The organism is Paracoccus shanxieyensis (assembly GCF_009711265.1).
GTDB classification, from domain to species: Bacteria; Pseudomonadota; Alphaproteobacteria; order Rhodobacterales; family Rhodobacteraceae; genus Paracoccus; species Paracoccus shanxieyensis.
The window spans coordinates 282149-305103 of sequence record NZ_WMII01000002.1 but is presented as its reverse complement, the minus strand read 5'-3'; the positions used below and the strand labels follow the sequence as shown (position 1 = coordinate 305103).

At 65.4% G+C, this 22955-nt stretch carries 21 protein-coding genes; 9 read left to right on the top strand and 12 right to left on the bottom strand.

What is annotated here, in order from left to right:
- Nucleotides 1–51: 51 nt before the first annotated feature.
- The 5 genes from GL284_RS03455 to argH form a co-directional block, all read right to left on the bottom strand.
- Entirely contained in the window at nucleotides 52–2640 is a 2589-nt protein-coding gene (locus GL284_RS03455; RefSeq protein WP_341870316.1) for a DUF4175 domain-containing protein, read from the bottom strand.
- 84 nt (nucleotides 2641–2724) lie between these two features.
- Complete coding sequence (gene lysA, locus GL284_RS03450) at nucleotides 2725–3990, bottom strand: diaminopimelate decarboxylase (protein ID WP_155043240.1); 1266 nt, start codon at nucleotides 3988–3990, stop codon at nucleotides 2725–2727.
- On the bottom strand, nucleotides 3990–4268 hold the full coding sequence (locus GL284_RS03445; protein WP_230382961.1) for a DUF2834 domain-containing protein: 279 nt from the start codon (nucleotides 4266–4268) through the stop codon (nucleotides 3990–3992). The genes lysA and GL284_RS03445 overlap by 1 nt, the downstream gene beginning before the upstream one ends.
- Entirely contained in the window at nucleotides 4246–4398 is a 153-nt protein-coding gene (locus tag GL284_RS21230; protein ID WP_196216735.1) for a hypothetical protein, read from the bottom strand. The genes GL284_RS03445 and GL284_RS21230 overlap by 23 nt, the downstream gene beginning before the upstream one ends.
- On the bottom strand, nucleotides 4395–5795 hold the full coding sequence (argH, locus tag GL284_RS03440; protein WP_155043238.1) for an argininosuccinate lyase: 1401 nt from the start codon (nucleotides 5793–5795) through the stop codon (nucleotides 4395–4397). The genes GL284_RS21230 and argH overlap by 4 nt, the downstream gene beginning before the upstream one ends.
- 23 nt (nucleotides 5796–5818) lie before the next feature.
- On the opposite strand from argH, the gene GL284_RS03435 reads away from it, so the two are divergent.
- Entirely contained in the window at nucleotides 5819–6373 is a 555-nt protein-coding gene (locus GL284_RS03435; RefSeq protein ID WP_155043289.1) for a TlpA disulfide reductase family protein, read from the top strand.
- On the opposite strand, the gene GL284_RS03430 is transcribed toward GL284_RS03435, so the two are convergent.
- Nucleotides 6351–6929 carry a DNA-3-methyladenine glycosylase I gene (locus tag GL284_RS03430; protein ID WP_155043237.1) on the bottom strand — a complete coding sequence of 193 codons (579 nt, stop codon included), beginning with the start codon at nucleotides 6927–6929 and terminating at the stop codon, nucleotides 6351–6353. The two genes, GL284_RS03435 and GL284_RS03430, sit on opposite strands and share 23 nt — an antisense overlap.
- A gap of 93 nt (nucleotides 6930–7022) precedes the next feature.
- Between GL284_RS03430 and GL284_RS03425 the strand changes: the two genes are divergently transcribed.
- From GL284_RS03425 to phbB, 3 genes are all read left to right on the top strand, one after another.
- Nucleotides 7023–7850: an EAL domain-containing protein gene (locus GL284_RS03425; protein WP_155043236.1), complete on the top strand. Its 828-nt coding sequence runs from the start codon at nucleotides 7023–7025 to the stop codon at nucleotides 7848–7850.
- Nucleotides 7851–8036: 186 nt separating this feature from the next.
- Nucleotides 8037–9209 (top strand): acetyl-CoA C-acetyltransferase, encoded by a 1173-nt coding sequence (locus GL284_RS03420; RefSeq protein ID WP_155043235.1) that lies wholly within the window; start codon nucleotides 8037–8039, stop codon nucleotides 9207–9209.
- 88 nt (nucleotides 9210–9297) lie between these two features.
- Entirely contained in the window at nucleotides 9298–10023 is a 726-nt protein-coding gene (gene phbB, locus GL284_RS03415) for an acetoacetyl-CoA reductase (protein ID WP_155043234.1), read from the top strand.
- A 91-nt stretch (nucleotides 10024–10114) separates the two neighbouring features.
- Here the strand turns inward: phbB and GL284_RS03410 are convergent, their stop codons facing one another.
- The 3 genes from GL284_RS03410 to GL284_RS03400 form a co-directional block, all read right to left on the bottom strand.
- Nucleotides 10115–10279, bottom strand: coding sequence for a YdcH family protein (locus GL284_RS03410; protein WP_155043233.1), 165 nt, complete (start codon nucleotides 10277–10279; stop codon nucleotides 10115–10117).
- A gap of 69 nt (nucleotides 10280–10348) precedes the next feature.
- Nucleotides 10349–11098, bottom strand: a complete 750-nt coding sequence (locus GL284_RS03405; protein ID WP_155043232.1) for a tRNA1(Val) (adenine(37)-N6)-methyltransferase — start codon at nucleotides 11096–11098, stop codon at nucleotides 10349–10351.
- Nucleotides 11091–11303, bottom strand: a complete 213-nt coding sequence (locus GL284_RS03400) for a putative signal transducing protein (protein ID WP_155043231.1) — start codon at nucleotides 11301–11303, stop codon at nucleotides 11091–11093. Before GL284_RS03400 ends, GL284_RS03405 begins: the two co-directional genes overlap by 8 nt.
- A gap of 75 nt (nucleotides 11304–11378) precedes the next feature.
- Between GL284_RS03400 and GL284_RS03395 the strand changes: the two genes are divergently transcribed.
- Both GL284_RS03395 and GL284_RS03390 read left to right on the top strand, forming a co-directional pair.
- Nucleotides 11379–12380, top strand: a complete 1002-nt coding sequence (locus GL284_RS03395; RefSeq protein ID WP_155043230.1) for a polyprenyl synthetase family protein — start codon at nucleotides 11379–11381, stop codon at nucleotides 12378–12380.
- Between the two features lie 267 nt (nucleotides 12381–12647).
- Nucleotides 12648–13877: a hypothetical protein gene (locus GL284_RS03390; protein ID WP_155043229.1), complete on the top strand. Its 1230-nt coding sequence runs from the start codon at nucleotides 12648–12650 to the stop codon at nucleotides 13875–13877.
- Between the two features lie 63 nt (nucleotides 13878–13940).
- Here the strand turns inward: GL284_RS03390 and GL284_RS03385 are convergent, their stop codons facing one another.
- Nucleotides 13941–15386, bottom strand: a complete 1446-nt coding sequence (locus tag GL284_RS03385) for an ammonium transporter (RefSeq protein WP_155043228.1) — start codon at nucleotides 15384–15386, stop codon at nucleotides 13941–13943.
- A gap of 256 nt (nucleotides 15387–15642) precedes the next feature.
- On the opposite strand from GL284_RS03385, the gene GL284_RS03380 reads away from it, so the two are divergent.
- Nucleotides 15643–17988, top strand: a complete 2346-nt coding sequence (locus tag GL284_RS03380) for a transglycosylase domain-containing protein (protein ID WP_155043227.1) — start codon at nucleotides 15643–15645, stop codon at nucleotides 17986–17988.
- Between the two features lie 70 nt (nucleotides 17989–18058).
- Here the strand turns inward: GL284_RS03380 and GL284_RS03375 are convergent, their stop codons facing one another.
- Both GL284_RS03375 and GL284_RS03370 read right to left on the bottom strand, forming a co-directional pair.
- A complete protein-coding gene (locus GL284_RS03375; RefSeq protein ID WP_155043288.1) occupies nucleotides 18059–18658 on the bottom strand; it encodes an MlaC/ttg2D family ABC transporter substrate-binding protein in 600 nt (199 codons plus the stop codon).
- A complete protein-coding gene (locus tag GL284_RS03370; RefSeq protein ID WP_255453246.1) occupies nucleotides 18648–19379 on the bottom strand; it encodes an MlaA family lipoprotein in 732 nt (243 codons plus the stop codon). Before GL284_RS03370 ends, GL284_RS03375 begins: the two co-directional genes overlap by 11 nt.
- 160 nt (nucleotides 19380–19539) lie before the next feature.
- Here GL284_RS03370 and GL284_RS03365 point away from each other — a divergent pair, with 160 nt between their 5' ends.
- Nucleotides 19540–21285 (top strand): type I secretion system permease/ATPase, encoded by a 1746-nt coding sequence (locus tag GL284_RS03365; protein ID WP_155043225.1) that lies wholly within the window; start codon nucleotides 19540–19542, stop codon nucleotides 21283–21285.
- Nucleotides 21282–22661, top strand: a complete 1380-nt coding sequence (locus GL284_RS03360; protein ID WP_155043224.1) for an HlyD family type I secretion periplasmic adaptor subunit — start codon at nucleotides 21282–21284, stop codon at nucleotides 22659–22661. Before GL284_RS03365 ends, GL284_RS03360 begins: the two co-directional genes overlap by 4 nt.
- Nucleotides 22662–22955: the final 294 nt, after the last annotated feature.

Below are 22955 nucleotides of genomic sequence, written 5' to 3'. Positions count from 1 at the left end.
CTCGACCAGACCCGGCTGTGGCTGCATGGGCTGATCTTTGGCGGCTGACGCTCAGAAATTCTCCAAGAGCCGGTCCAGATAGCCGCGCTCATCCTCGGGCCGGTCGCGTTCGCCACTGCGGCGGCGGATCTCATCCTGCAGATCGCGGGCGCGCCGTGACGGATCCACGCCTTCGGCCAGATCGCTGCCACCGCCCAGCGTATTGCCATTGCCCTCGGTCGAGCGGCCCAGCGGGTCGGTCTGCGGCTGGCCCTGATAGGGCTGCGCCAGACCGCGCGGCCCGTTCTGATCGCCTTGACCTTGCGGGCCGTCCTGCTGGCCCTGCCCCTGCTGCTGACCGGGTTGGCCCTGCTGCTGGTTCTGCGCCATGTTGCCAAGGGCGCGCATGCCTTCGCGCAGGTTCTGGATCGCTTCGGCCTGCCGCTCCATCGCGCCGGTCTGATCGCCATCGCGCAGCGCCTGCTCGGCCTCTTCCATCGCACGGCCCGCATCGTCCAGATTGCGCCGCGCCTGCTGGCCCTCGGGCGTGCCGCGGCCCGGCAGAAGACCACGCTGGCGGCCCAGATCCTCGCGCAGCGCGCGCTGGCGATCGGCCAGGCTGCCGCCTTGACCTTGACCTTGACCTTGGCCTTGGCCCTGCCCCTGCTGCTGGCCATCCTGCCCTTCGCCCTGCTGCCCTTGGCCCGGCTGGCCTTCGCCCTGCTGACCCTGCTGTCCGGGCGGCTGCCACTGGCCGAACTGGTCCTGCATCTCGCGCATGGCCTCATCGGCCAGCCGCTGCTGCTCGCGCAGCGCCTCGCCCAACTGGTCCATCGGACGCTGCTGGCCTTCGCCCTCGCCGCCTTGGCTTTGGGTGACGCGCAGGTTCTCCATCATGCGGTTGAACTGCTCCAGAAGCTCCTGCGCCTCGGCCATGCGGCCCTCGTTCATCAGGCGCTGGATCTCATCCATCATCTGCTGGATCTGGTCGCCGGTGATCTGCTGGCCCTGCTGACCCGAGCGGTCGAATTTCTGCGCGGGATCCTCCTGACCCTGCTGGGCCAGCATATCGGTATAGGCATCCGTCGCCTCGCGCAGTTCATCCATCAGGCGCTGCACCTCATCGGGGCTGGCGCCGTTGCGGATGGCTTCGGACAGCCGCTCCTGCGCCTGCTGCATGCGCTGCAAGGCATCGGCCAGACCGCCATCCTCAAGCTGCACCGCCGCATCCCACAGCACCTGCGCTAAGCGGTTGCGCGCATCCTCGGTCAAGGGCCCGCCCTCCAGCGTGCCGATGATCCCCCGCAGACCCTCGGCCAGCGCGGGGTCCATGAAGCCCTCGGGCTGCCAGCTGATCGCCCGCAGCATCTGCGCGCTTTCGCCCGCATTCTCGCGCGACCACAGCAAATCGCGGCGCAGCTCGATCAGAGCCGCCGCCAAGGGATCGAAAAACCGCCGCCCCGGCAGCACCATCGACACCGGGGCCGAGCGGCCCGTCTGCTCGATCCCGTCCCGCACCTCCAGCGAGACCGTGACCGGCAGGTTGGCCCAGGGGTGACGCGACAGATCCGCCGTCAACTGGCCCCGCAGATCGCGGCGCTGGCCGGTCGCGGGAATGGGCAGATCAATGGCGATGTCCTCGCGCGGCTCGGGGTCGATCGCCAGACCGAAGCGGCGGTCGATCGCCGCCATGTCCAGCCGGATCAGCGCCCGGCCCGATACGATGCCATTGTCGTCCTCGGCCCGGAACGGCTGGACGAAGCGGCCATCGGCACGGCGGTCGGGCTGCACCACCGGCTCGACCAGCGGGACGGCATCGGGGATCACGGTAATCGCGAATTGCCGCCCGGCCACCTCGACGACACCACTGCGCTCGGCCATGAACTCGGGCGCCGCGGGATCGCCCGCCACGGCCGCGCCGATATCCTGCGTCACCGCGCCGCCTTCGCCATACAGCCGGAAGCTCAGCTTGCTGCCCTGCGGCAGCTCCAAAGGCGCGCCCTCGGGCAGATTGTTCAGATAGATCGTCGGACGCCGGGTATAGCCCGGAGGCTCGGCCCAGCCCTCCCATGACGGCGCGACCTCGCCCAAGGCACGCTCGTCAGGCGACGGACGAAAGGTTGCCCCAAGGGCGGCGATCCCCTGACCAAGCCGCCCGGTCGGCGCAAAGATCAGCGCCATGACCAAGGCGATCATGCCCACGAACCGCAGCCCGACCGGATCGCGCCAGCGCAACCGGGCATCGGGCCGCACGGGCTGCGCCTTGCCCGCCGCATCCTGCATCTGCACCAGATGCGCCTGCCACAGTGCATCCGCGCCCGGATCGCCGGCACCAACGGCCATCTGATCGCGCAAGGCCGACAAGGGCCGCCCCGGCAGCGTCAGATCCACCCGCGCCCGCGCATCCTCGGAACTCGGGCGGCGAAAGCGGCGATAGCCCCAGATCCCCGCAACCACGGCAACCAACAGAACGGCAACCGCAAGCCCCAGCAACGGCCCCGCATCCACCAGATCGGCAGCACCAAAGGCCAAAGCCGCAAAGCCCACGGCCATCACCAGACCCAGCGGCCAGAACGCCCGCGCGATCTCTTCCCACAGCATCCCTGCGCGGGTCAGATCAACGGCGCGCCGTGCCGTTCTTGGATCGGGGCCATCGGTCAAGCAGCGCCCTTTCGGCTTCTCTGTTCCAAAAATACTCCACGGGGGTCCGGGGGTGTGAAACCCCCGGCGCGGCGCATCGGCCGCTTACAGCCATTCCGGGATGGTATCGCGTCCCAGCATTTCCTCAAGCGTCGGTCGCGCCCGGATGACGGCGAATTGATCGCCCTGCACCAGAACCTCGGGCACCAGCGGGCGAGAGTTGTATTCCGAGGCCATCACCGCCCCATATGCCCCGGCCGAGCGCAGCGCCACCAGATCGCCTGCCGCAAGATCGGGCAGCTGCACAGCCTTCTCGAAGGTGTCGCCCGTCTCGCAGACCGGGCCCACCACGTCATAGGACGCGACGGCAGCCCCCGGCACCGCCTCGATCACCGGCACGATGTCGTGATACGCGGCATACATCGCGGGCCGGATCAGATCGTTCATGGCCGCGTCAAGGATCAGGAAGTCCCGGCCCTCCCCCTCTTTCAGATAGATGACGCTCGACAGCAGAACCCCGGCATTGCCCGAGATATTGCGCCCCGGCTCGATCTCGATCTCGCAGCCCAGATCGCCCACCGCCTCGCGGATGACCTGCCCGTATTCGATGGGTAAGGGCGGCGCGCTGTTGTCGCGGCGATAGGGGATGCCAAGCCCGCCGCCCATGTCCAGACGGCGGATGTCATGGCCATCGGCGCGCAGCGCGCGGGTCAGATCGGCCATCTTCGCATAGGCGGCGCGATAGGGCTCCAGATCGGTCAGCTGGCTGCCGATATGCATGTCAATGCCCACGACCTTAATCCCCGGCAGGGCGGCCGCGCGGGCATAGACCGCGCGCGCCTTGGCGATGGGGATGCCGAACTTGTTTTCCGATTTCCCCGTCGCGATCTTTTCATGCGTCTTGGCGTCCACGTCGGGGTTCACCCGCACCGCAACGGGCGCGACAACCCCCAGCGAGGCCGCGACCTGCGACAGCAGTTCCAGCTCGGGCTCGGATTCGACGTTGAACTGGCGGATGCCGCCTTCCAGCGCCATGCGCATCTCGGGCGCGGTCTTGCCCACGCCGGAAAACACGATGCGTTCGCCCGGCACGCCCGCCGCCTTGGCCCGGGCATATTCCCCGGCCGAGACGATATCCATGCCCGCGCCCAGATCGCCCAGCAGCTTCAGCACCGCCAGATTGCTGTTCGATTTGACGGCAAAGCACACCAGATGGTCGGTCCAGTCCAGCGCCGTCTGAAACAGCTTGAAATGCCGGGTCAGCGTCGCGGCCGAATAGACATAGACCGGCGTGCCCACTTCGGCGGCGATGCGGGACAGCGGCACATCTTCGGCGCACAGCACACCGTCGACATAATTGAAATGATCCATCAGGCGATCCTGCGAGAGCGGATGAAAAGATAAAGCGGCAACGCGCAACCGATCCCCAGCGCCAGCGCCGGAATCGTCAACAGCGCCAGCCAGTTGCGGCGCACCGTGGTTTCCAGCAGGCACCATGTCACCAGCGCAAGCTCGGCCACGATCTCGGATGCGTTGGCCCCACGCCAGAAAACCTCGCCGGTGGCCAGCCCCAGCCCGGCCCCCAGCAGCGCCAAAGCCAGCCAGACCAGCCGCAGGGGCGTCAGATCAAAGTCCCGCGACTGTGCCAAAACGCGCCTCTCCGCTGACATGAAGGCCCGGCGGCGGATCGTCGGGCCGGGTCGGCGCGCCGTCTGCGCCGCAGCCCGACAGCGTGGCAAGCAGCAGGGCCAGCCCCGCAAACAGCATGTATTGCGTCATGCCAGCTTCTCCTTCCAGCGCGCGATCTGCGCGCGCACCTGCGCCGGGGCCGTGCCGCCATAGGACATGCGCGAGGCGACCGAATTATGCACGCCCAGCACCTTGAACACATCTTCCGTGATGGCCGGATTGACCGATTGCATCTGCTGAAGCGTCAGTTCCGGCAGATCGACGCCCGCCTGCTCGGCCATGGCGACAAGCGCGCCGGTCGCGTGATGGGCGTCGCGGAAGGGCAGCCCCGCCTCGCGCACCAGCCAGTCGGCCAGATCGGTGGCGGTGGAAAAGCCCGAACCCGCCGCAGCCTCCAGCCGGTCCTTGTTCGCCGACAGATCCGCCAGCATGCCGGTCATCGCGGCCACAGCCAGCATCAGGTTGTCGGCCGCGTCAAAGACCTGTTCCTTGTCTTCCTGCATGTCCTTGGAATAGGCCAAGGGCAGGCCCTTCATCACCACGAACAGCGCCACGGCGGCGCCCAGAATCCGCCCGATCTTGGCCCGGATCAGTTCCGCCGCATCGGGGTTCTTCTTCTGCGGCATGATCGACGAGCCGGTCGAGAACCGGTCCGACATGGTGACGAACCGGAACTGGGCCGAGGACCAGATCACCAGTTCTTCGGCCAGCCGCGACAGGTGGACAGCACAGATCGCGGCGCTCGAAAGGAATTCCAGCGCGAAATCCCGGTCGCTGACGGCATCAAGGCTGTTGGCCATCGGACGGTCAAAGCCCAGGGCCTGCGCCGTGGCCTCGCGGTCGATGGCAAAGCCCGTGCCGGCCAGCGCGGCCGCGCCAAGGGGCGATTCATTCATCCGCTTGCGCGCATCCTGAAACCGCGACAGGTCGCGGCCGAACATCTCGACATAGGCCATCATGTGATGGCCCCATGTGACGGGCTGGGCGGTCTGCAGATGGGTGAAGCCGGGCATCACCCAATCGGCACCCTTTTCGGCCTGATCCAGCGCCACGCGGATCAGCGCATCCAGCCCGGTGATCGCGGCATCGGCCTGATCGCGCACCCACAGCCGGAAATCCGTCGCCACCTGATCGTTGCGCGACCGCGCGGTGTGCAGCCGCCCCGCCGGTTCGCCGATGATCTGTTTCAGGCGCGATTCCACGTTCATGTGGATGTCTTCCAGCGCGGTCTGGAACGGGAAATCCCCGGCCTCGATCTCTGACAAGACCGTGAGCAGCCCTTCCCCGATGGCCTTGGCATCGTTATCGCTGATGATGCCTTGTGCCGCCAGCATCGCGGCATGGGCGCGGCTGCCCCGGATGTCCTGGGCATAGAGCCGCTGGTCGAAGCTGATCGAGGCATTGATCGCCTCCATGATCGCATCCGGCCCGGCGGCAAAACGGCCCCCCCACATCTGGTTGGCGGTCGGGCTGGGCTGCTTGGTCATGACGGATCCTTGGGGGTGGAATGCTGCGTTCGCTGGTTCTTTATACGGCACTGCTGCTTGGTGCAAACACGGCGTTTGCCCCGGCTTTCGCAAAGGAAATCGACTGGCAGGCCGCGCATGACGGCGGCTTGGCCAAGCTGGCGCAGACCGACCCCACCCCGGTTCCCGACACCAGCTTCACCGATCCGCAAGGCGGCACGCATTCGCTGGCCGATTACAAGGGCAAGGTGGTGCTTCTGAATTTCTGGGCGACATGGTGCGCGCCCTGCCGCGAAGAAATGCCCTCGCTGGACAGGCTTCAGGCCGATCTGGGCGGCGACGACTTTCAGGTCGTGGCGATTGCCGCAGGTCACAACCCGCCCCCCGCCGTGAAGAAATTCCTGTCCGAGCAGAAGATCGAAAACCTGCCCGTGCTGCTGGACCCGCGGCAGGCGCTGGCCCGGCAGATGGGCGTGATGGGCATGCCCGTGACCGTGCTGATCGACCGCGACGGCAATGAAATCGCCCGTCTGATCGGCGGCGCGGACTGGTCGTCAGATGCAGCCAAGACGCTGATCAATCAGGCGAAAGTGCCCTGACCTGAGCGTGCTGCGGGCAGGCGGTCATGTGATCGTTGACCAGCCCGCAGGCCTGCATGAAGGCATAGGTGATGACCGGGCCGCAGAACTTGAAGCCCTGCTGTTTCAGGGCCTTGGACATGGCCTGCGATTCCGGGGTCTGGGTCGGCACCTCGGCCATGCTGGCGCGGTTCGTCTGCAACGGTCTGCCGCCGACGAAGGACCAGATGAAGGGCGAAAAGCCCTGCCCGGCCTCGATCCGCAGATAGGCGCGCGCGCCGGTGACGGTGGCCTCGATCTTGCCGCGATGGCGGATGATGCCGGGGTTTTGCAGGGCGCGGGCGATCTCTGCCTCGCCCCAGTTCGCGACGCGCTGCGGGTCGAAGCCCTCGAACACCTCGCGGAAGCTGTCGCGCTTGCGCAGGATGGTGATCCAGCTGAGCCCGGCCTGAAACCCGTCCAGCACCAGCTTTTCCCAAAGGGCGCGCGAATCGTATTCCGGCACGCCCCATTCGGTGTCGTGATAGGCGACGTAAAGCGGGTCCGTCCCGCACCATGAGCAGCGTGTCTCGGCCATAATCCGTTAACCCTGAATCCAGAAACAAGCCCAGCTTTACCCGATCTTAGGCAATGATCGCCAGACTTCCGGCTAAAGACAGGAGTCCTTGGCATGACCGACAGAACTGATTCAAAGAACGACGGCGGATCCCCGCTGGACTTCGCCATCGACCAGCAATCGCGGGTCACGATGGCGACCGTGCGCCGGGCGGTGACCCGCGCCGACGCGGTGCTGGCCTACCAGCCCATCGTGCAGGCCGAACGGCCCGAAAACATCGCCTTTCACGAAGGCCTGATCCGGATCATCGACGAAACGGGTCGCATCATTCCGCTGCGCGACTTCATGCCGCTGGCCGAAACGACCGAGCTTGGGCGCCAGATCGACTGTTTGGCGCTGTCGCTGGGGCTGAAGGCGCTGGCCGATGAACCCTCGCTGCGGTTGTCGATCAACATGTCGGCACGGTCCATCGGCTATCCGGCATGGCTGCGCACGCTGCGCGACGGGATCGGCGAAGATGCCCGCATCTCGGAACGGCTGATTCTGGAAATCACCGAAAGCTCGGCGATGGGGATGCCGGATGTCGTGGGCCGCTTCATGCAGGAATTGCAGGCGCAGGGCGTCAGCTTCGCGCTGGATGATTTCGGCGCGGGCTATACCTCGTTCCGCTATCTGCGCGATTTCTGCTTCGACATGATCAAGATCGACGGGCAGTTCATCCGGGAAATCTGCACCCAGCGCGACAATCAGGTTCTGACGCGCGCCTTGCAGGCCATCGCGCATCATTTCGACATGTTCACCGTCGCGGAATCGGTTGAAACGGCGGATGATGCGGCCTTCCTGATCGACATGGGCATCGATTGCCTGCAGGGATATTACTTCGGCGCGCCGACCATCGTGCCGCCATGGCGTTCGCCGAATTCGGCGGCACGGCGGACCTGACGACAAGATGGCTGCACCGCTGCGATTGCAAAGCGTCGGTGCCCATCCGCTTTGCCGAAAGCGCGCCAGATTGCCGCAGGCCGGTGTGACCGGCACTGGCGGATGTGCGCTTGACCTTACCTGTCGAAACGGCAACGGTTTGCCCAAAGCCGGAGCTTCCGGCCGTTAAGGGGGAAGGAGCAAACCATGACCAAAGCCGTGATCGTATCTGCCGCTCGAACGCCGGTGGGCAGCTTTCTGGGCGCATTCGCGAATACGCCCGCGCATGACCTTGGCGCCGTGGTCCTGAAGGCCGTGCTGGAACGCGCCGGAGTGGACGCGGCCGAGGTTTCGGAAACCATTCTGGGGCAGGTGCTGACCGCAGGTCAGGGCCAGAACCCGGCGCGTCAGGCGCATATCAAGGCGGGTCTGCCGCAGGAATCGTCCGCATGGTCGATCAATCAGGTCTGCGGCTCGGGCCTGCGCAGCGTGGCCTTGGCCGCGCAGCAGGTCTTGCTGGGCGACGCCAAGATCGTCATCGCGGGCGGTCAGGAATCCATGTCGCTGTCGCCCCATGCCGCCTATATCCGGGCCGGCCAGAAGATGGGCGACATGAAGCTGCTGGACACCATGATCCGCGACGGGTTGTGGGACGCCTTCCATGACTATCACATGGGCCAGACCGCCGAGAATGTGGCCAATAAATGGGACATCTCGCGCGCGGTGCAGGACCAGTTCGCGACCGAGTCGCAAAACAAGGCCGAGGCCGCGCAGAAGGCTGGCCGCTTTGCCGATGAAATCGCGCCGGTGACCATCAAGACCCGCAAGGGCGACATCGTCGTCGATGCCGATGAATATATCCGCCATGGCGCCACGCTGGACGCGATGGAAAAGCTGCGCCCCGCCTTTACCAAGGATGGCAGCGTGACGGCTGGCAATGCCTCGGGGCTGAATGACGGCGCGGCGGCGCTGCTGATCATGACCGAGGACGAAGCCGCGCGCCGCGGCCTGACGCCCTTGGCCCGCATCGCGTCCTATGCCACCGCAGGCGTCGATCCGGCGATCATGGGCAGCGGCCCGATCCCGGCCAGCCGCAAGGCGCTGGAAAAGGCCGGCTGGTCGGTCGGTGATCTGGATCTGGTTGAGGCGAACGAAGCCTTTGCCGCCCAGGCCTGCGCGGTCAACAAGGACATGGGCTGGAACCCCGACATCGTGAACGTGAACGGCGGCGCCATCGCCATCGGCCACCCGATCGGCGCCTCGGGCGCGCGGATCCTGAACACGCTGCTGTTTGAAATGAAGCGGCGCGACGCACAGAAGGGCCTTGCCACTTTGTGCATCGGCGGCGGCATGGGCGTTGCCATGTGTCTGGAACGTTAAGATTTCAGCCGCTGCGCGCAATTATCTTGCGCGCAGCACCGCTATTGATAACGTAATCTTACTGACTTTTTAATGCGGGGGGAGAACTATGGCGAAGGTTGCATTGGTGACCGGCGGGTCGCGCGGGATTGGCGCGGCCATCTCGAAGGCGCTTCAGGCGGCAGGATATACGGTGGCGGCGAATTACGCGGGCAATGACGATGCCGCGCGCGCATTCACCGACGAAACCGGCATCAAGACCTATAAATGGTCGGTCGCCGATTACGATGCCTGCACCGCTGGCATCGCTCAGGTCGAAGAGGAGTTGGGGCCGATTGCGGTTCTGGTGAACAATGCCGGGATCACCCGCGATGCGATGTTTCACAAGATGACACCCGCGCAGTGGAAGGAAGTGATCGACACCAACCTGACGGGGGTGTTCAACATGACCCATCCGGTCTGGTCTGGCATGCGCGACCGCAAATTCGGGCGAATCGTCAATATCAGTTCGATCAACGGCCAGAAAGGTCAGGCTGGACAGGCGAACTATTCGGCGGCCAAGGCGGGCGATCTGGGCTTTACCAAGGCGCTGGCTCAGGAAGGTGCACGGGCGGGCATCACCGTCAACGCGATCTGCCCCGGCTATATCGGAACCGAGATGGTGCGGGCCATCGACGAAAAGGTGCTGAACGAGCGGATCATCCCGCAAATCCCGGTCGGCCGCTTGGGCGAGCCCGAGGAAATCGCGCGCTGCGTGGTCTTTCTGGCCTCAGAGGATGCGGGCTTCATCACCGGCTCGACCATCACGGCGAATGGCGGACAGTTCTTCGTCTGAAACCGGCCTGAAAACCACAACGGCCCGCGATCCTGTCGCGGGCCGTTGCACGTTCTGGAAGAGTGTGTCGACGATCCGACGCAGCTTTCGGTCAATGCGAAAGGCGCGTGATCTCTTCTTTAAGACGCAGTTTTTCCTTCTTCATCTGCGAGATCGAGAGGTCATCCGTCGCGGGGCTGCGATGCGCTGCCTCAATCTGGTTTGAAAGTGACTGATGTTTGCGGCGAAGCTCCTGAACGTGGGATTCTACCGACATATCGTCCTCCTCGTGGATTGATCGAACAGGACCAAGTCCAACATAGAATCGTCATATTGTCATCGGAAATCACCGCCCCCGCAGGTTGAGCGGCGCGCCGTCGCGCAAAACGGCGTGAGCTTCGGCAGTCAGGTCTTCGGCGTCGGCGGAATGTGACGGTTTTTCATGCATGATAAAGGGCGAAAGCAGCCGCAGCGGCGCCTTTGCCCCCTTGCGCGCCAGAACGATAATCCGGCCCGCATCGCGGCCGATCCTCGCGCTGACTGGCAAGATCGTGATCTCGCCCGCCCCTGCCCCCAGAACGGACAGAATCACCGAAAGACGTTCGGCGCGGTGAATCAGCGTCAGCCAGCCGCCGGGGCGCAACCGGCGCAGCGCGGTTTCCAGCCAAAGCGACAGCGGTGCGTCTTCATGCCGGGCCGTGCCGCGCCCGGCATCGGGCGCAACGGTGCCGCTGGTGAAATAGGGCGGATTGCTGATGACATGATCAAAGCTTTCCGCGCGCAGTTCCGGCGGCATTCGCGTCAGATCGCCGGTGACGATCCGCGCCGGGATGCCGTTCTGGTCGGCGTTTTCGCGCGCCAGCGCGGCATAGCTGTCTTGAACCTCCAACCCGGTCAGCCGCAGGCCGGGCACGCGCGCGCCAAGGCAGAACAGCGCCGTGCCCGCGCCGCAGCCCAGTTCAAGCACGCTTTCGCCTGCCTGCGCGGGACATGCGGCGGCCAGCATCACCGCATCCGCCCCCGCGCGATAGCCCGCCACGGGCTGCGCGATGGACAGCCGCCCGCCCAGAAAGCCGTCGCGGCGCGGTTCAGTCATGCCCGATCTGATTGTCGCGCAGAATGGCCGTCGCCATGAAGTGATCCCGGTCTGCGACCATCAGTCGCCGGGGCAGGATGCCGATGGATCCCTCCAGCACGCTCATGTGCTGATCCAGCGGGAATGCGGCGATTCCCTCGGATTCCAGCAGGTCGGCGGCGCGGGTGATCAGCAGCGGATTGGTGGTGCGCAAAACTTCCTTCATACGGACAAAAGTTAAGCGCCTGTTGCGCCGCTGTCCATGGCGTGGCAATGGCTTGCCAGCAAAAGGGAATGGCAGATGGGCATGAACGAAAACGTCTCGAAGCCGCTGGACCGTCTGGCCAGCGAACTGGCCAAGGACATGCAGGCCGTGAACGCGCTGATCCGCGACCGGATGGCCAGCCGTCACGCGCCGCGCATTCCCGAGGTCACCGCCCATCTGGTCGAGGCGGGCGGCAAGCGTCTGCGCCCGATGCTGGTGCTGGGGGCCGCGCGGCTGTGCGGCTATTGCGGCGAGGCGCATCTGCTGCTGGCGGCTGCGGTCGAATTCATCCACACCGCGACGCTTTTGCATGATGACGTGGTGGACGAAAGCCAGCAGCGACGCGGGCGTCCGACCGCGAACCTGCTGTGGGACAACAAGTCCAGCGTGCTGGTCGGCGATTACCTGTTCGCGCGCAGCTTTCAGTTGATGGCCGATACCGGCAGCATGGAGGTCATGCGCATCCTTGCCAATGCCAGCGCCACCATCGCCGAAGGCGAGGTGCTGCAACTGACCGCCGCGCAGGATGTGGCCACCACCGAAGACACCTATATCCAGATCGTGCGCGGCAAGACCGCGGCGCTGTTTTCCGCCGCGACCGAGGCGGGCGCGGTCATTGCCAATGTCGATGCGACCGTGCAGCAGGCCTTGTTCGATTACGGCGATGCCTTGGGAATCGCCTTCCAGATTGTCGATGACCTGCTGGATTACGGCGGCTCGGCCGAGGTGATCGGCAAGAATGTCGGGGATGATTTCCGCGAACGCAAGCTGACGCTGCCCGTCATCAAGGCGATTGCCGCAGCCGACGGTGATGAGCGCGCCTTCTGGGACCGCACCATCGGCAAGGGCCAGCAGAGCGATGGCGATCTGGAAACCGCGCTTGAGATCCTGCGCCGCCGTGGCGCACTGGATGCGGCGCGCCGCGACGCCTTGGACTGGGCCGCCCGCGCCAAGACCGCGCTTGAGGCCACGCCCGACCATGAATTGCGCAACATCCTGTCGGAACTGGCGGATTTCGTGGTGTCGCGCATCTCCTGACCGCCTGACGCCGCAGCCGCCCCAACTTATGAGATCTGGATGCATCCGACTGACGCGCTTGTGACCAGCAACGGGCCGGTGCGCACCCGCCCCGTTCGGGTGATTTTCTGCTGATCTCCGCCGAATTTCGTCGGGGTCGCCGACGAAAATGGCTGGCGCGATCCGCCGCCCGGCAATCTGTTCGTCTGGAACGGCGGTGCATGGGCCGGGAATTCCGATGCCACGACCGGCTCGGCCTTCATTCCTGCGGCACAGGCGCCGCTGCGTTTGCCGCTGGCCTATGCAGCCGAACTGGCCCGCGCCCGCCCGTCCGAGGATCATTACCTGATCGTCGTGGCCCGCGGTGGAACCGGCGTGCGGGCGCTTGTCGGTGATCCTTACTTGTGGAGCGGAACGGAAACCGACGATCCCGGCGCGGGCTGCATCGGTGCAAATGATGGCCTGCTGCGCTTTTCCAAGACGGACCGGAATGGCCTTGCACGCTATCTGGGCGCACGCGACATGGGCATGGACCCGTTCTATCCCGGCCGGATCGAACTGGCATCCGACCCCAAGGGCTGCCATGTCACGTTCACCAGCACCACCGCCGCAACCGATCATGGTACATGGCGCAGCCAGCCGGTGACGATCACCGGAACCGCAGGCTGGCCGCCCAAGCCGGGCGCCAAGCTGCGGCTTTATGCGCAGGCGCCGCGCATGGCCGAGGTTTTCGCCCGCAATATCGCCGCGGCCTTTGACTGGCTTGGCCTGCACGGCGCGCACCAGCGCTTTGACCGCGTGTTCATCTGGCCGACCGAGGCGGATTTCGCCTATTCGGCCGCCTATGAAAGCCGCGATTTCGATCTGATCCTTGCCCAGATCGCGGCTTACATGACGGCCTCGACCTCGGTTCTGATGGTTACGCCATGGCCGTATGGCAGGGGGATCGAAACGCCCCGGCTGCACTGGTACGCGGCCATTCGCCGCATCGCCGCGCGCGATCCGGCCCGCCGCACGCTGGTCAGTCTGGACACCACCGGAATCGAGAGCTGGGATCCCGACGACAACGCCGTTCATGTCGCCCCATCGGCCAAGGAAGAGATCGGCTATTACATCCGCCGATCCGAGGAAAAGGGCGGCGTGCCGCCGATTCAGAACGACAGCGGCGTCTATATCCCGACATTGACTGTGGATGCCAATATCGCCGGTTGCCGCGCGTTCGAGGCGATGTGGACCCGTCTGGGCGACATCGTCACCGTCTGCGGGCGGCTGTCGGTCAACCCGGCGGACCCTGCGCAAATGTCCCGGCTGCGCCTGTCGCTGCCCATCGCCTTGGATCTGGTCGCGCCGCATTATCTGGCCGGGGTGGCAAGCTGCGGCGGCCAGCACGGCATGATCGAACCGGGCAGCACCCGGCGCGACGCGGGACTTGCACTGACCGCCAGACAGGCAGGCAGTCAGGCATGGCATTACAGCTTCAGCTATCGCCTGCGATGGGCATCACCGGACAGCAACTGAAGACAGGAAACGAAAAAGCCCCGGCGCAATGCCGGGGCTTTTCCGTGTCGGGCGCAGGCCCGATCAGTTGTTATAGGCGTTTTCGCCATGGGTGGTGGTGTCCAGACCCTGACGTTCGTCATTGGCAGGCACGCGCAGGCCGACGACGGCCTTGACGATCAGCAGCGCCACGAAGGACACGACTGCCGACCAGACCACCGCGACCACGACGCCCAGCGTCTGGGTCATCACCTGGCTGGCGATGTTGTAGCCCTCGGCCACCGCGCCGGTCGAATAGTCGAACACGCCCGAGCCACCCAGCGACGGCGCGGCAAACACGCCCGTCAGGATCGCGCCGACGATGCCGCCGATGCCGTGGATGCCGAACACGTCCAGCGACTCGTCCACGCCCAGCTTGGCCTTGATGCTGACGACGAACCACATGCACAGGAAGCCCGCAGCCAGACCGATGACGATGGCACCCATGGGACCGACGAAACCGGCAGCCGGGGTGATGCCCACCAGACCGGCAATCGCACCCGAGATCCCGCCCAGCAGCGAGGGATGGCCACGGAACAGCCACTCACCAAAGGCCCATGCCAGCGCGGCAGCGGCGGTCGCGACGACGGTGTTCAGCAGCGCCATGGCAGCAACGCCCGTGGCTTCCATGTTCGAACCTGCGTTGAACCCGAACCAGCCGATCCACAGCAGGCAGCCGCCGATGAAGGTGAAGGGCAGGTTGTGCGGCGCCATCAGTTCCTTGCCATAGCCAAGGCGCGGGCCGACCATGATCGCGGCGACAAGGCCGGCGATACCTGCGTTGATGTGGATGACCGTGCCGCCGGCAAAGTCCAGATCGCCATGGCTGAACAGATAGCCGCCGGGCGCGTCATAGGCGCTGGGACCACCCCACCACCAGACCATGTGGGCCATGGGCAGATAGCTGAAGAAGAACCAGATCACGACGAAGATCAGCATGGCCGAAAACTTCATCCGCTCGACCGTGGCGCCGACGATCAGCGCGCTGGCGATGCAGGCGAAAGCCAGCTGGAAGGTGATGAAGACATATTCCGGCACGAAGACGTTCGTGGTGAAGGTCTCGGCCAGCGACGAGGCATCGACGCCCGACAGGAACGCTTTCGAGAAGCCGCCGATGAACGGGGTCAGCCAGGTCGCCTCTTCGGCGGAACCCGCGCCGGTGAAGGCCAGCGAATAACCAAAGCAGACCCAAAGCAGCGCCATGATGCAGAAGATCGTAAAGACCTGCATCAGCACCGACAGCATGTTCTTGGCGCGGACCAGACCGCCATAGAACAGCGCAAGGCCGGGGATCGACATCGCCATGACCAGAATGGCCGAGACCATCATCCATGTGGCGTCGCCCTTGTCCACGATGGGGGCCACGGTTTCTGCAACGGCCGTGGTCGTCGCATCCACCGCCTCCTGCGCCATCGCCGGCAATGCCGCCAGCCCGACCAGCGGCATGGCGAGCGCCGGGATCAGGGGTTTGATCGCGGTTAGTCTTTTCATCTGTCCTGCACCCTCTCTCTGCGTCGCAGAAGTTCCAAATTGTGGCCAGAAAACGCGGGCGCGGGCGGAAAGCACAAGACTTGTGCAGCCATTCGCTGCCCGCTGATTCATCACGCCCATTTTTTCATCAGCACAAATCCCCTTTGCAGCTTTGCGGGGCAGTTCACTGATAGGTCATCGCGGTTCTATTCCCTTTGCCTTTCCTGTATCTTGCTGCGGAACATGGCCGGCGAAGCGGCCGGGCAGGAACACAGGCATGAAGAAACCGACCGGCAATGGCCGGATTGTCGCTGACAAGCGCAATTTCGACCAACCCACTCAAAAGCCGACGAAACAGCCCGCAAAACGCCGTGGCTCGGGCGGATCACGTCCGCCGAAACGCGGCAATTTCCTGACGCGGGGAATCGCCGGGATCGTCGTTCTGGTCTGGCGCGTGGTCTGGGGATCGTTCTGGCGGCTGGCGCTGACCGTCGCCGCCATCGTCGCCGCAGCCACGTTTTACTTCTACACCACCCTGCCCGAGGCTTCGGCACTTTTCGACGGACGTGCCCGCGGCTCGGTCACCATGCTGGACACCGATGGCAAGGTTTTCGCCTGGCGCGGTGAAACTTTTGGCATGGTCAGTTCCGACAAGATTGCGCCTGCGCTGAAAAACGCCGTCGTCGCGACCGAGGACAAGCGCTTCTATCGCCATATCGGCGTGGATCCGCAGGGCATTGCCAGCGCCATCCGCATCAACATGGCGGCGGGGCGCGGTCCGCTGTCGGGCAATGGCGGCTCGACCATCACGCAGCAGGTCTCGAAGCTCTTGTGTCTGGGCGAAAGCTTCGATCCGACGCGCTGGAAATCCGAAGCCGAGTATGAGGCCGAGTGCCGCCAGTCGACGATCTGGCGCAAGGTCAAGGAAATCCCCTATGCCATGGCGATGGAGGCGAAATACTCCAAGGCGGATATCCTGAACATCTATATGAACCGGTCCTATCTGGGCGCGGGCGCGCGCGGCTTCGAGGCCGCCTCGCAGCGCTATTTCGGCAAATCCGCAGCCGAGGTGACCCCGGCCGAGGCCGCGATGCTGGCAGGGCTGCTGAAGGCCCCCAGCTATTTCGCGCCGACCTCGAACCTTGAACGCTCGCAGGATCGCGCCAGTGTCATTCTGGGGCTGATGCACGATCAGGGCTATCTGGACGACGCGCAATTCGCCGATGCCAAGGCCCATCCCGCCGTGCTGTCCAAGGCGGCGGCGGCGCGGGCGGGCGGCTATTTCGCGGATTGGGTGATGGAGACCGGGCCGGGCTTCCTGACCAGCGAAACCACCGAGGACGTGACCATCAAGACCACCTTCGACGAACGCATCCAGCGCGCCGCCGAACGCGCGCTGCAACGCGTCTTTGACGAAAAGGTGGCCAAGGGATCGACGGCGCAGGCGGCGGTTGTCGTCATGTCGCCCGATGGCGCGGTGCGCGCGATGATCGGCGGGCGCGACAATACCGTGTCGGGCACGTTCAACCGCGCCACGCAGGCGAACCGTCAGACCGGATCCAGCTTCAAGCCCTTCGTCTATGCCGCAGCGCTGGATCAGGGCTACAGCCCGAACGACCTGATCGAGGACGGCCCGCTGACCATCCGCATCCCCGGATCGGCCCCATGGTCGCCGCAGAACTATACCCGCCGCTATTACGGCGAGGTGACGCTGACCCGCGCCCTGGCCAATTCGCTGAACACCGCGACCGTGCGCCTGCAGGAAATCGCGGGGCGCGACGCCGTGCGCCGCATCGCGCAGGATTTCGGCTTTGCCAACAACCTTGCCAGCGGTCCCGCGCTGGGGCTGGGCGCGTCGGAATCGACGCTTCTGAACATGACCAGCGCCTATGCGGGCATCCGCAACGGCGGCACGGCGGTCCGTCCCTATGGTCTGGTCGAATTGCAGATCAAGGGCGACGATCAGCCGCTGATCGGCCAGTCGGGCGGCATGGGCCAGCGCGTCATCTCTCAAAAGGCGGCGGGTGAGCTGATCGGCATGATGGAGCAGGTCATCCAGCACGGCACCGGCGGTCGCGCCAAGCTGGCGGGTCGTCCGGCAGCCGGCAAGACCGGCACCACCTCCAGCTATCGCGATGCGTGGTTCATCGGCTTTACCGGGCAATATGTCACCGGCGTCTGGCTGGGCAATGATGACAACAAGCCGCTGAAAGGCGTGACCGGCGGCGGTCTGCCCGCCGAGATCTGGCAGGCCGTGATGACCGAGATCCATGAAGGATTGCCGGTGGAATCGCTGGGCAGCTTCGTCTTTGACGCCTCGGGCGCGGTGCCGCATGTCGTCAGCTCGGGCGGCGCGGATGGCGCATCCGATCCGCTGGCGGCGGCCTTGTCCTCGGCGCTGGGTCAGCCCCAGCCCGAAGGCGCGGCCCCCGCCCCGCAGGATCCCGCGATGCAGCCGCAGGGTGAACCGGGCCGCCGCCTGCAGGACGCCTCGACCATTCAGTCGGGCGGCACGGTACCGACCTTCCCGGCGGAAACCTCATCCACCGATGGCATGGATACGGAAATATCGCCCGACGATCCGCTGGCCGCAGCCTTGCGCGGCATCGACGGCGTTTACTAAGCAAAAAGGCCGGTCCCAGCGACCGGCCTTTTTCGATTGCGGCTTTAGGCTTGGGCTCAGCCCGCCCGTTTCAGCCCGCCTGTTGCAGATCGGCCGTCAGCGCCGCGATATCGCCCTTGCGCCGGGCCAGCATCGCGCCGATTTCCGCGCGTTCCGAGGCCAGCATGTTGATGCCCTCGATGATGATGTTGAAATACAGGCTTTTGCCGGACTTGTCGGACACGTGCCACTCCATCTCCATCGGGCTGCGGCCTTTCAGATGCGCGACCGTGCTGACGGCGATGAAGGATTTCACCGGCCGCGCGCCCGTCACCTCGATCTTCGAGCCGACGAATTCCCGGAAGCGCTTGCCGTATTTGCGGCCGATATAGCCCTGAAACGCCTGCTTGTAGGCCGCGAACTCGCTGGCCGAGACCTGCCGCGCCGCCGGACCCAGCGCCGAGCGGGCGATGATGTTCACATCGGCATAGCGCGCAAAGATCGCCTCGAAGCCTTTCAGCATCTGTGGCTCGGGCTGGCCCGAGTTGATGACGGCATAGACCTCATCCATGGATTTCTGCACCAGCGCGCCCGCCTGATCGGGGGTCAGCGCGGCATGGGCGGGCGTGACGGCAAAGGCCAGCCCCGCACCCATCAGGCCCAGAAAACCGCGGCGCGTCTCATTCGGCATAAGGGTCAATTGCCTCTCCTTCCTCGCCAAGTTCGTGACGGCGATGCTGCAGCCAGATCAGCCGCGTCTGCGCATAGCTGTCGGCACTGTCATAAAGCACGGAATCCACCGTGTCGCCATATTCGCCCCGCTCTCCGGCCTTGCCGACCAGCCGCGCGCCAAAGCCCAGAACGCGCTGATCGCGGTTCAGGACCGCGCCCATCGGATCGGCGACCAGATCGACGACCTTGCCCACCGCGTCCCGCTCGGTCGAGGGGCCCAGCAGCGGCAGTTCCAGATAGGCGCCTTCGGGGATGCCCCAGACGGCAAGGGTCTGGCCGAAATCGGTGTCCTGTTCGGGCAGGGCGAAATCGGCGGTGGCGGGATCAAGGAAACCGCCCAGACCGACGGTGGTGTTGACCAGAAAGCGGAACACCGTCTTGACGGCCGGTTCCGGCTTGCCTTGCAGCAGATGGTTCACCGCCTTGCCCGGCTCGGCAAGGTTCGAGCCGAAATTGCCCACGCCCGTCACGGCCCGGCTGGCCAGCCCCGGCCCGTCGCCGTCCGAGGACATTCCGCCACTCAGTGGCTTGACGACATGCGAATCAAGCCCGCGATTGAAGGCGTGAAACCCCCGGTTCATCGGCTCGTAAGGGTCGCTGATCCCGTCGGGGCCACGTTCGCGGCTGCATCCCGCCAGGACAAGCAGGGAAAAACCCAGTAAAATAGCACCGCGATTCAAACTTCTCTAACCTTTCGTCTATATTGCCCAAGGCAAGGGGCGAATTACAGCCGGTCCACGATTTCATGGAATAAACGCGGCTATCGGGCGTTGTCGCTTTGGAATATGTGCATGGGCAACTCCGGGCAAGCCCGGCAGACGTTGAATGGAAGGAACCGGCATGGCTTTGCCGCCGATGCGACACGACGGACGGGGTGAGCTTCGCAAGGCGCGCGGCACGGGCTGGCAGCTGATGGCCTTTGTCGGGCTGTTCTCGTTCGCGGTCAACATGCTGATGCTGACCGGACCGCTGTTCATGATGCAGGTCTATGACCGCGTGCTGGCCAGCCGCTCGGTCGAGACGCTGACGGCGCTGTTTTTGCTGGTGGTGTTTCTGTTCCTGCTGATGGGCGTTCTGGACCTTGCGCGCAACCGCGTCATGGCCCGCGTCGCCGCACGTTTTCAGGAAAAGATGGAGGGGCGGGTCTTCAAGGCCGCGCTGCAGGACGGTCACGGCGCGGCCTCGTCGGATGCTGCCGTCAAGGGTGGCATGCGCGATCTGGACGCGGTGCAGCGGCTGATCGGATCGCCCGTGCTGATGGCGCTGTTCGACCTGCCATGGGCGCCGTTCTTTCTGGCTGCCGTGTTTCTGTTCCACTGGTTTCTGGGCGCCGTGGCGCTTGGCGGGCTGCTGGTTCTGGTGCTGACGACGCTGCTGAACCAATGGCTCAGCAAGAGCGCGCTGCAGAAATCGGCCATCGCCTCGCAATCGGCCGAACGCATGTCCGACATGTATCTGACCGAGGGAGAGCTGATCGGCTCGCTTGGGATGCGCGATGCCACGTTCCGGCGCTGGCAGGCGGCGCGCGACCGCGCCACCGAAGCGACGATCGAGGGCAGCGACCGCGCCTCGGGCTTTACGGTGTTTTCCCGCAGCTTCCGGCTGTTCTTGCAAAGCGCGCTGCTGGCCGCAGGGGCATGGCTGGTGCTGCGTCAGGAAGTGACGCCCGGCGCGATGATCGCCTCGTCGATCCTGATGGGCCGCGCGCTTGCGCCCATCGAACAGGTCGTCGGCGGCTGGTCCATGGTGCAGCGGGCGCAGGACGGCTGGGAACGGCTGGGCGATCTGCTGTCGCGCCGCCCGCCGCCGGTTGATCGCACACCCCTGCCCCGCCCCGCCGCCCGGATCGAGGTCCGCAACCTGACCGTCGCGCCCCCCGGCAGCAACATGGCCACGCTGCGCGGCGTCAGCTTCGACATCGCGCCGGGTCAGGCGCTGGGTGTCGTCGGCCCCTCGGGGGCGGGCAAAAGCACGCTGGCGCGGGCGCTGATCGGCGCATGGCCGGTCGGCGGCGGTCACATCCGGCTGGATGGCGCAACGCTGGACCAGTATGAGCCCGATATTCTGGGCGGCCTGATCGGCTATCTGCCGCAGCAGGTGACGCTGTTCGACGGCACCATCGCCGAAAACATCGCGCGCCTGTCACCCAATCCCGATCCGCAGCGCATCGTGGCCGCCGCCACGGCCGCCGCCGCGCATCGCATGATCCTTGATCTGCCGCAGGGCTATGACACGCCGGTCACACAAAGCGGCGGGCGGCTGTCGGGCGGCCAGATCCAGCGCATCGGTCTGGCCCGCGCGCTTTATGCCGATCCGGTGCTGTTCGTGCTGGATGAGCCGAACTCGAACCTCGACAACGAAGGCTCGATGGCGCTGAACCTTGCGATCCGTAACATCAAGGCGCGTGGCGGCGCGGTCGTCATCATGGCCCACCGCCCCGCCGCGATCACCGAATGCGAAATGCTGCTGGTGATGGAGGCCGGGATGCGCCGCGCCTTCGGTCCCCGCGACGAGGTGCTGAAATCCATGGTGCGCAATGCCGAACAGATCAACCGCGCCCAAGGTCAGGGCGGAGGCGTGACATGACCGATCCCCGCCCGCATCTTGCGCCGGTCGAAGTCGTGACCGCCGATCCGAAACCGATGACGCCCCCGGCCCCGCCGCCCAGACGCCCGGAATGGTCAGCGCGTGGCGCGATCATTCTTGGGCTTGTCGCGCTGGTCCTGCTGATCGGCGGGTTCGGGCTTTGGGCCGTCACCGCACGGATCGCCGGGGCCGTCGTCGCCTCGGGTCAGGTCGAGGTCGAGCAGCGCCGTCAGGTCGTGCAGCATCCCGATGGCGGTGTCGTGCAGGACATCCTGATCCACGAAGGCGAAACCGTCACCGCGGGCCAGCCGCTGGTCAGGCTGGACGGCACGTTGCTGAACACCGAACTGGCCATCGTCGAGGGGCAGTATTACGAAATTCTGGCCCGCCGTGGCCGGCTGGAGGCCGAGCGGGCCGACAGCAAGACCATCACCTTCCCCGATGAAATCCTGTCCGCCGTCAAGGATCACCCGCAATTGCAGGCGGTGATGGACGGTCAGGCCAGCCTGTTCCACGCCCGGCTGGACACGCTGTCGCAATCCTTGGGCCAGCTTGCCAAACAGGGCGATCAGGTCCGCTCGCAGATCAGCGGCATCGACGCGCAGGGCCGTGCCTTGCAGCAGCAGCGCGATTTCATCGGGCAGGAATTGCGCGACCAACGCTCGCTGCTGGAAAAGGGTCTGGCGCAGGCGCCGCGCGTGCTGGCCCTGGAACGCGAGGCCGCACGGCTGGACGGCTCGATCGGGCAGACCACCGCCGGGCGCGCCGAGGCGGAAACCCAGCTTGCCGAAATCGACCTGTCGCGGCTGGAAAAGACCGCCACCTATCGCGAGCAGGCCGAAACCGAACTGCGCGATCTGGGCTATCGCGAGCTGGAGCTGGCCGAGCGTCGGCGCGGGCTGATCGAACAGGTCTCGCGGCTGGAGATCCGCTCGCCGGTATCGGGGATCGTGCAGGAATTGCAGGTCACCACCCCGCGCTCGGTCATCCGCCCCGCCGATCCCATCGTCTATATCATACCGCAGGACCGCCCGCTGGTGATCGCCGCGCGCGTCTCGCCGATCAATATCGACGAAATCCAGCCGGGCCAGGAGGTCGTGCTGCGCTTCTCGGCCTTCTCATCGCGCACGACGCCCGAGATCGACGGCGTGCTCAGCCGCGTGTCGCCCGATACGCTGATCGACCAGACGACCCATGCCAGCTATTACCGGGCCGAGGTGACGATCCCGCCCGAACAGCTGGCCAAGCTGGGCAATCTGGCGCTGGTGCCGGGGATGCCGGTCGAGATCTATATCCAGACCGGCGAACGCAGCCCGTTTGCCTATCTGATCAAGCCGCTCAGCGATTACTTCACCCGCGCCTTCCGCGAGAACTGAGCCAAGCAAAGGCCCGCCCCAGATCCGGGGCGGGCCTTCCCGCATGGTCGCACCGGCGCGGTTTTGTCCGGGGCGTCACGGCGGCACCGCCGTGGCCCCCGCAGACTGGTCGGTCGCGGACTGACCAGAGGCTTGCGCATTGGGAACGGGGCAGACGGCTTTGGTTTCATCAGCAGGCCCGACCAAAGGCGGGCTCATCTGGCTACTGGATACGGCGTGACCGGATGCAGACTTATCCGCTGCGGCCAGATATTGCGCAATCCCGCCTCGCGCGGTGATCGTCGCGATAAAACG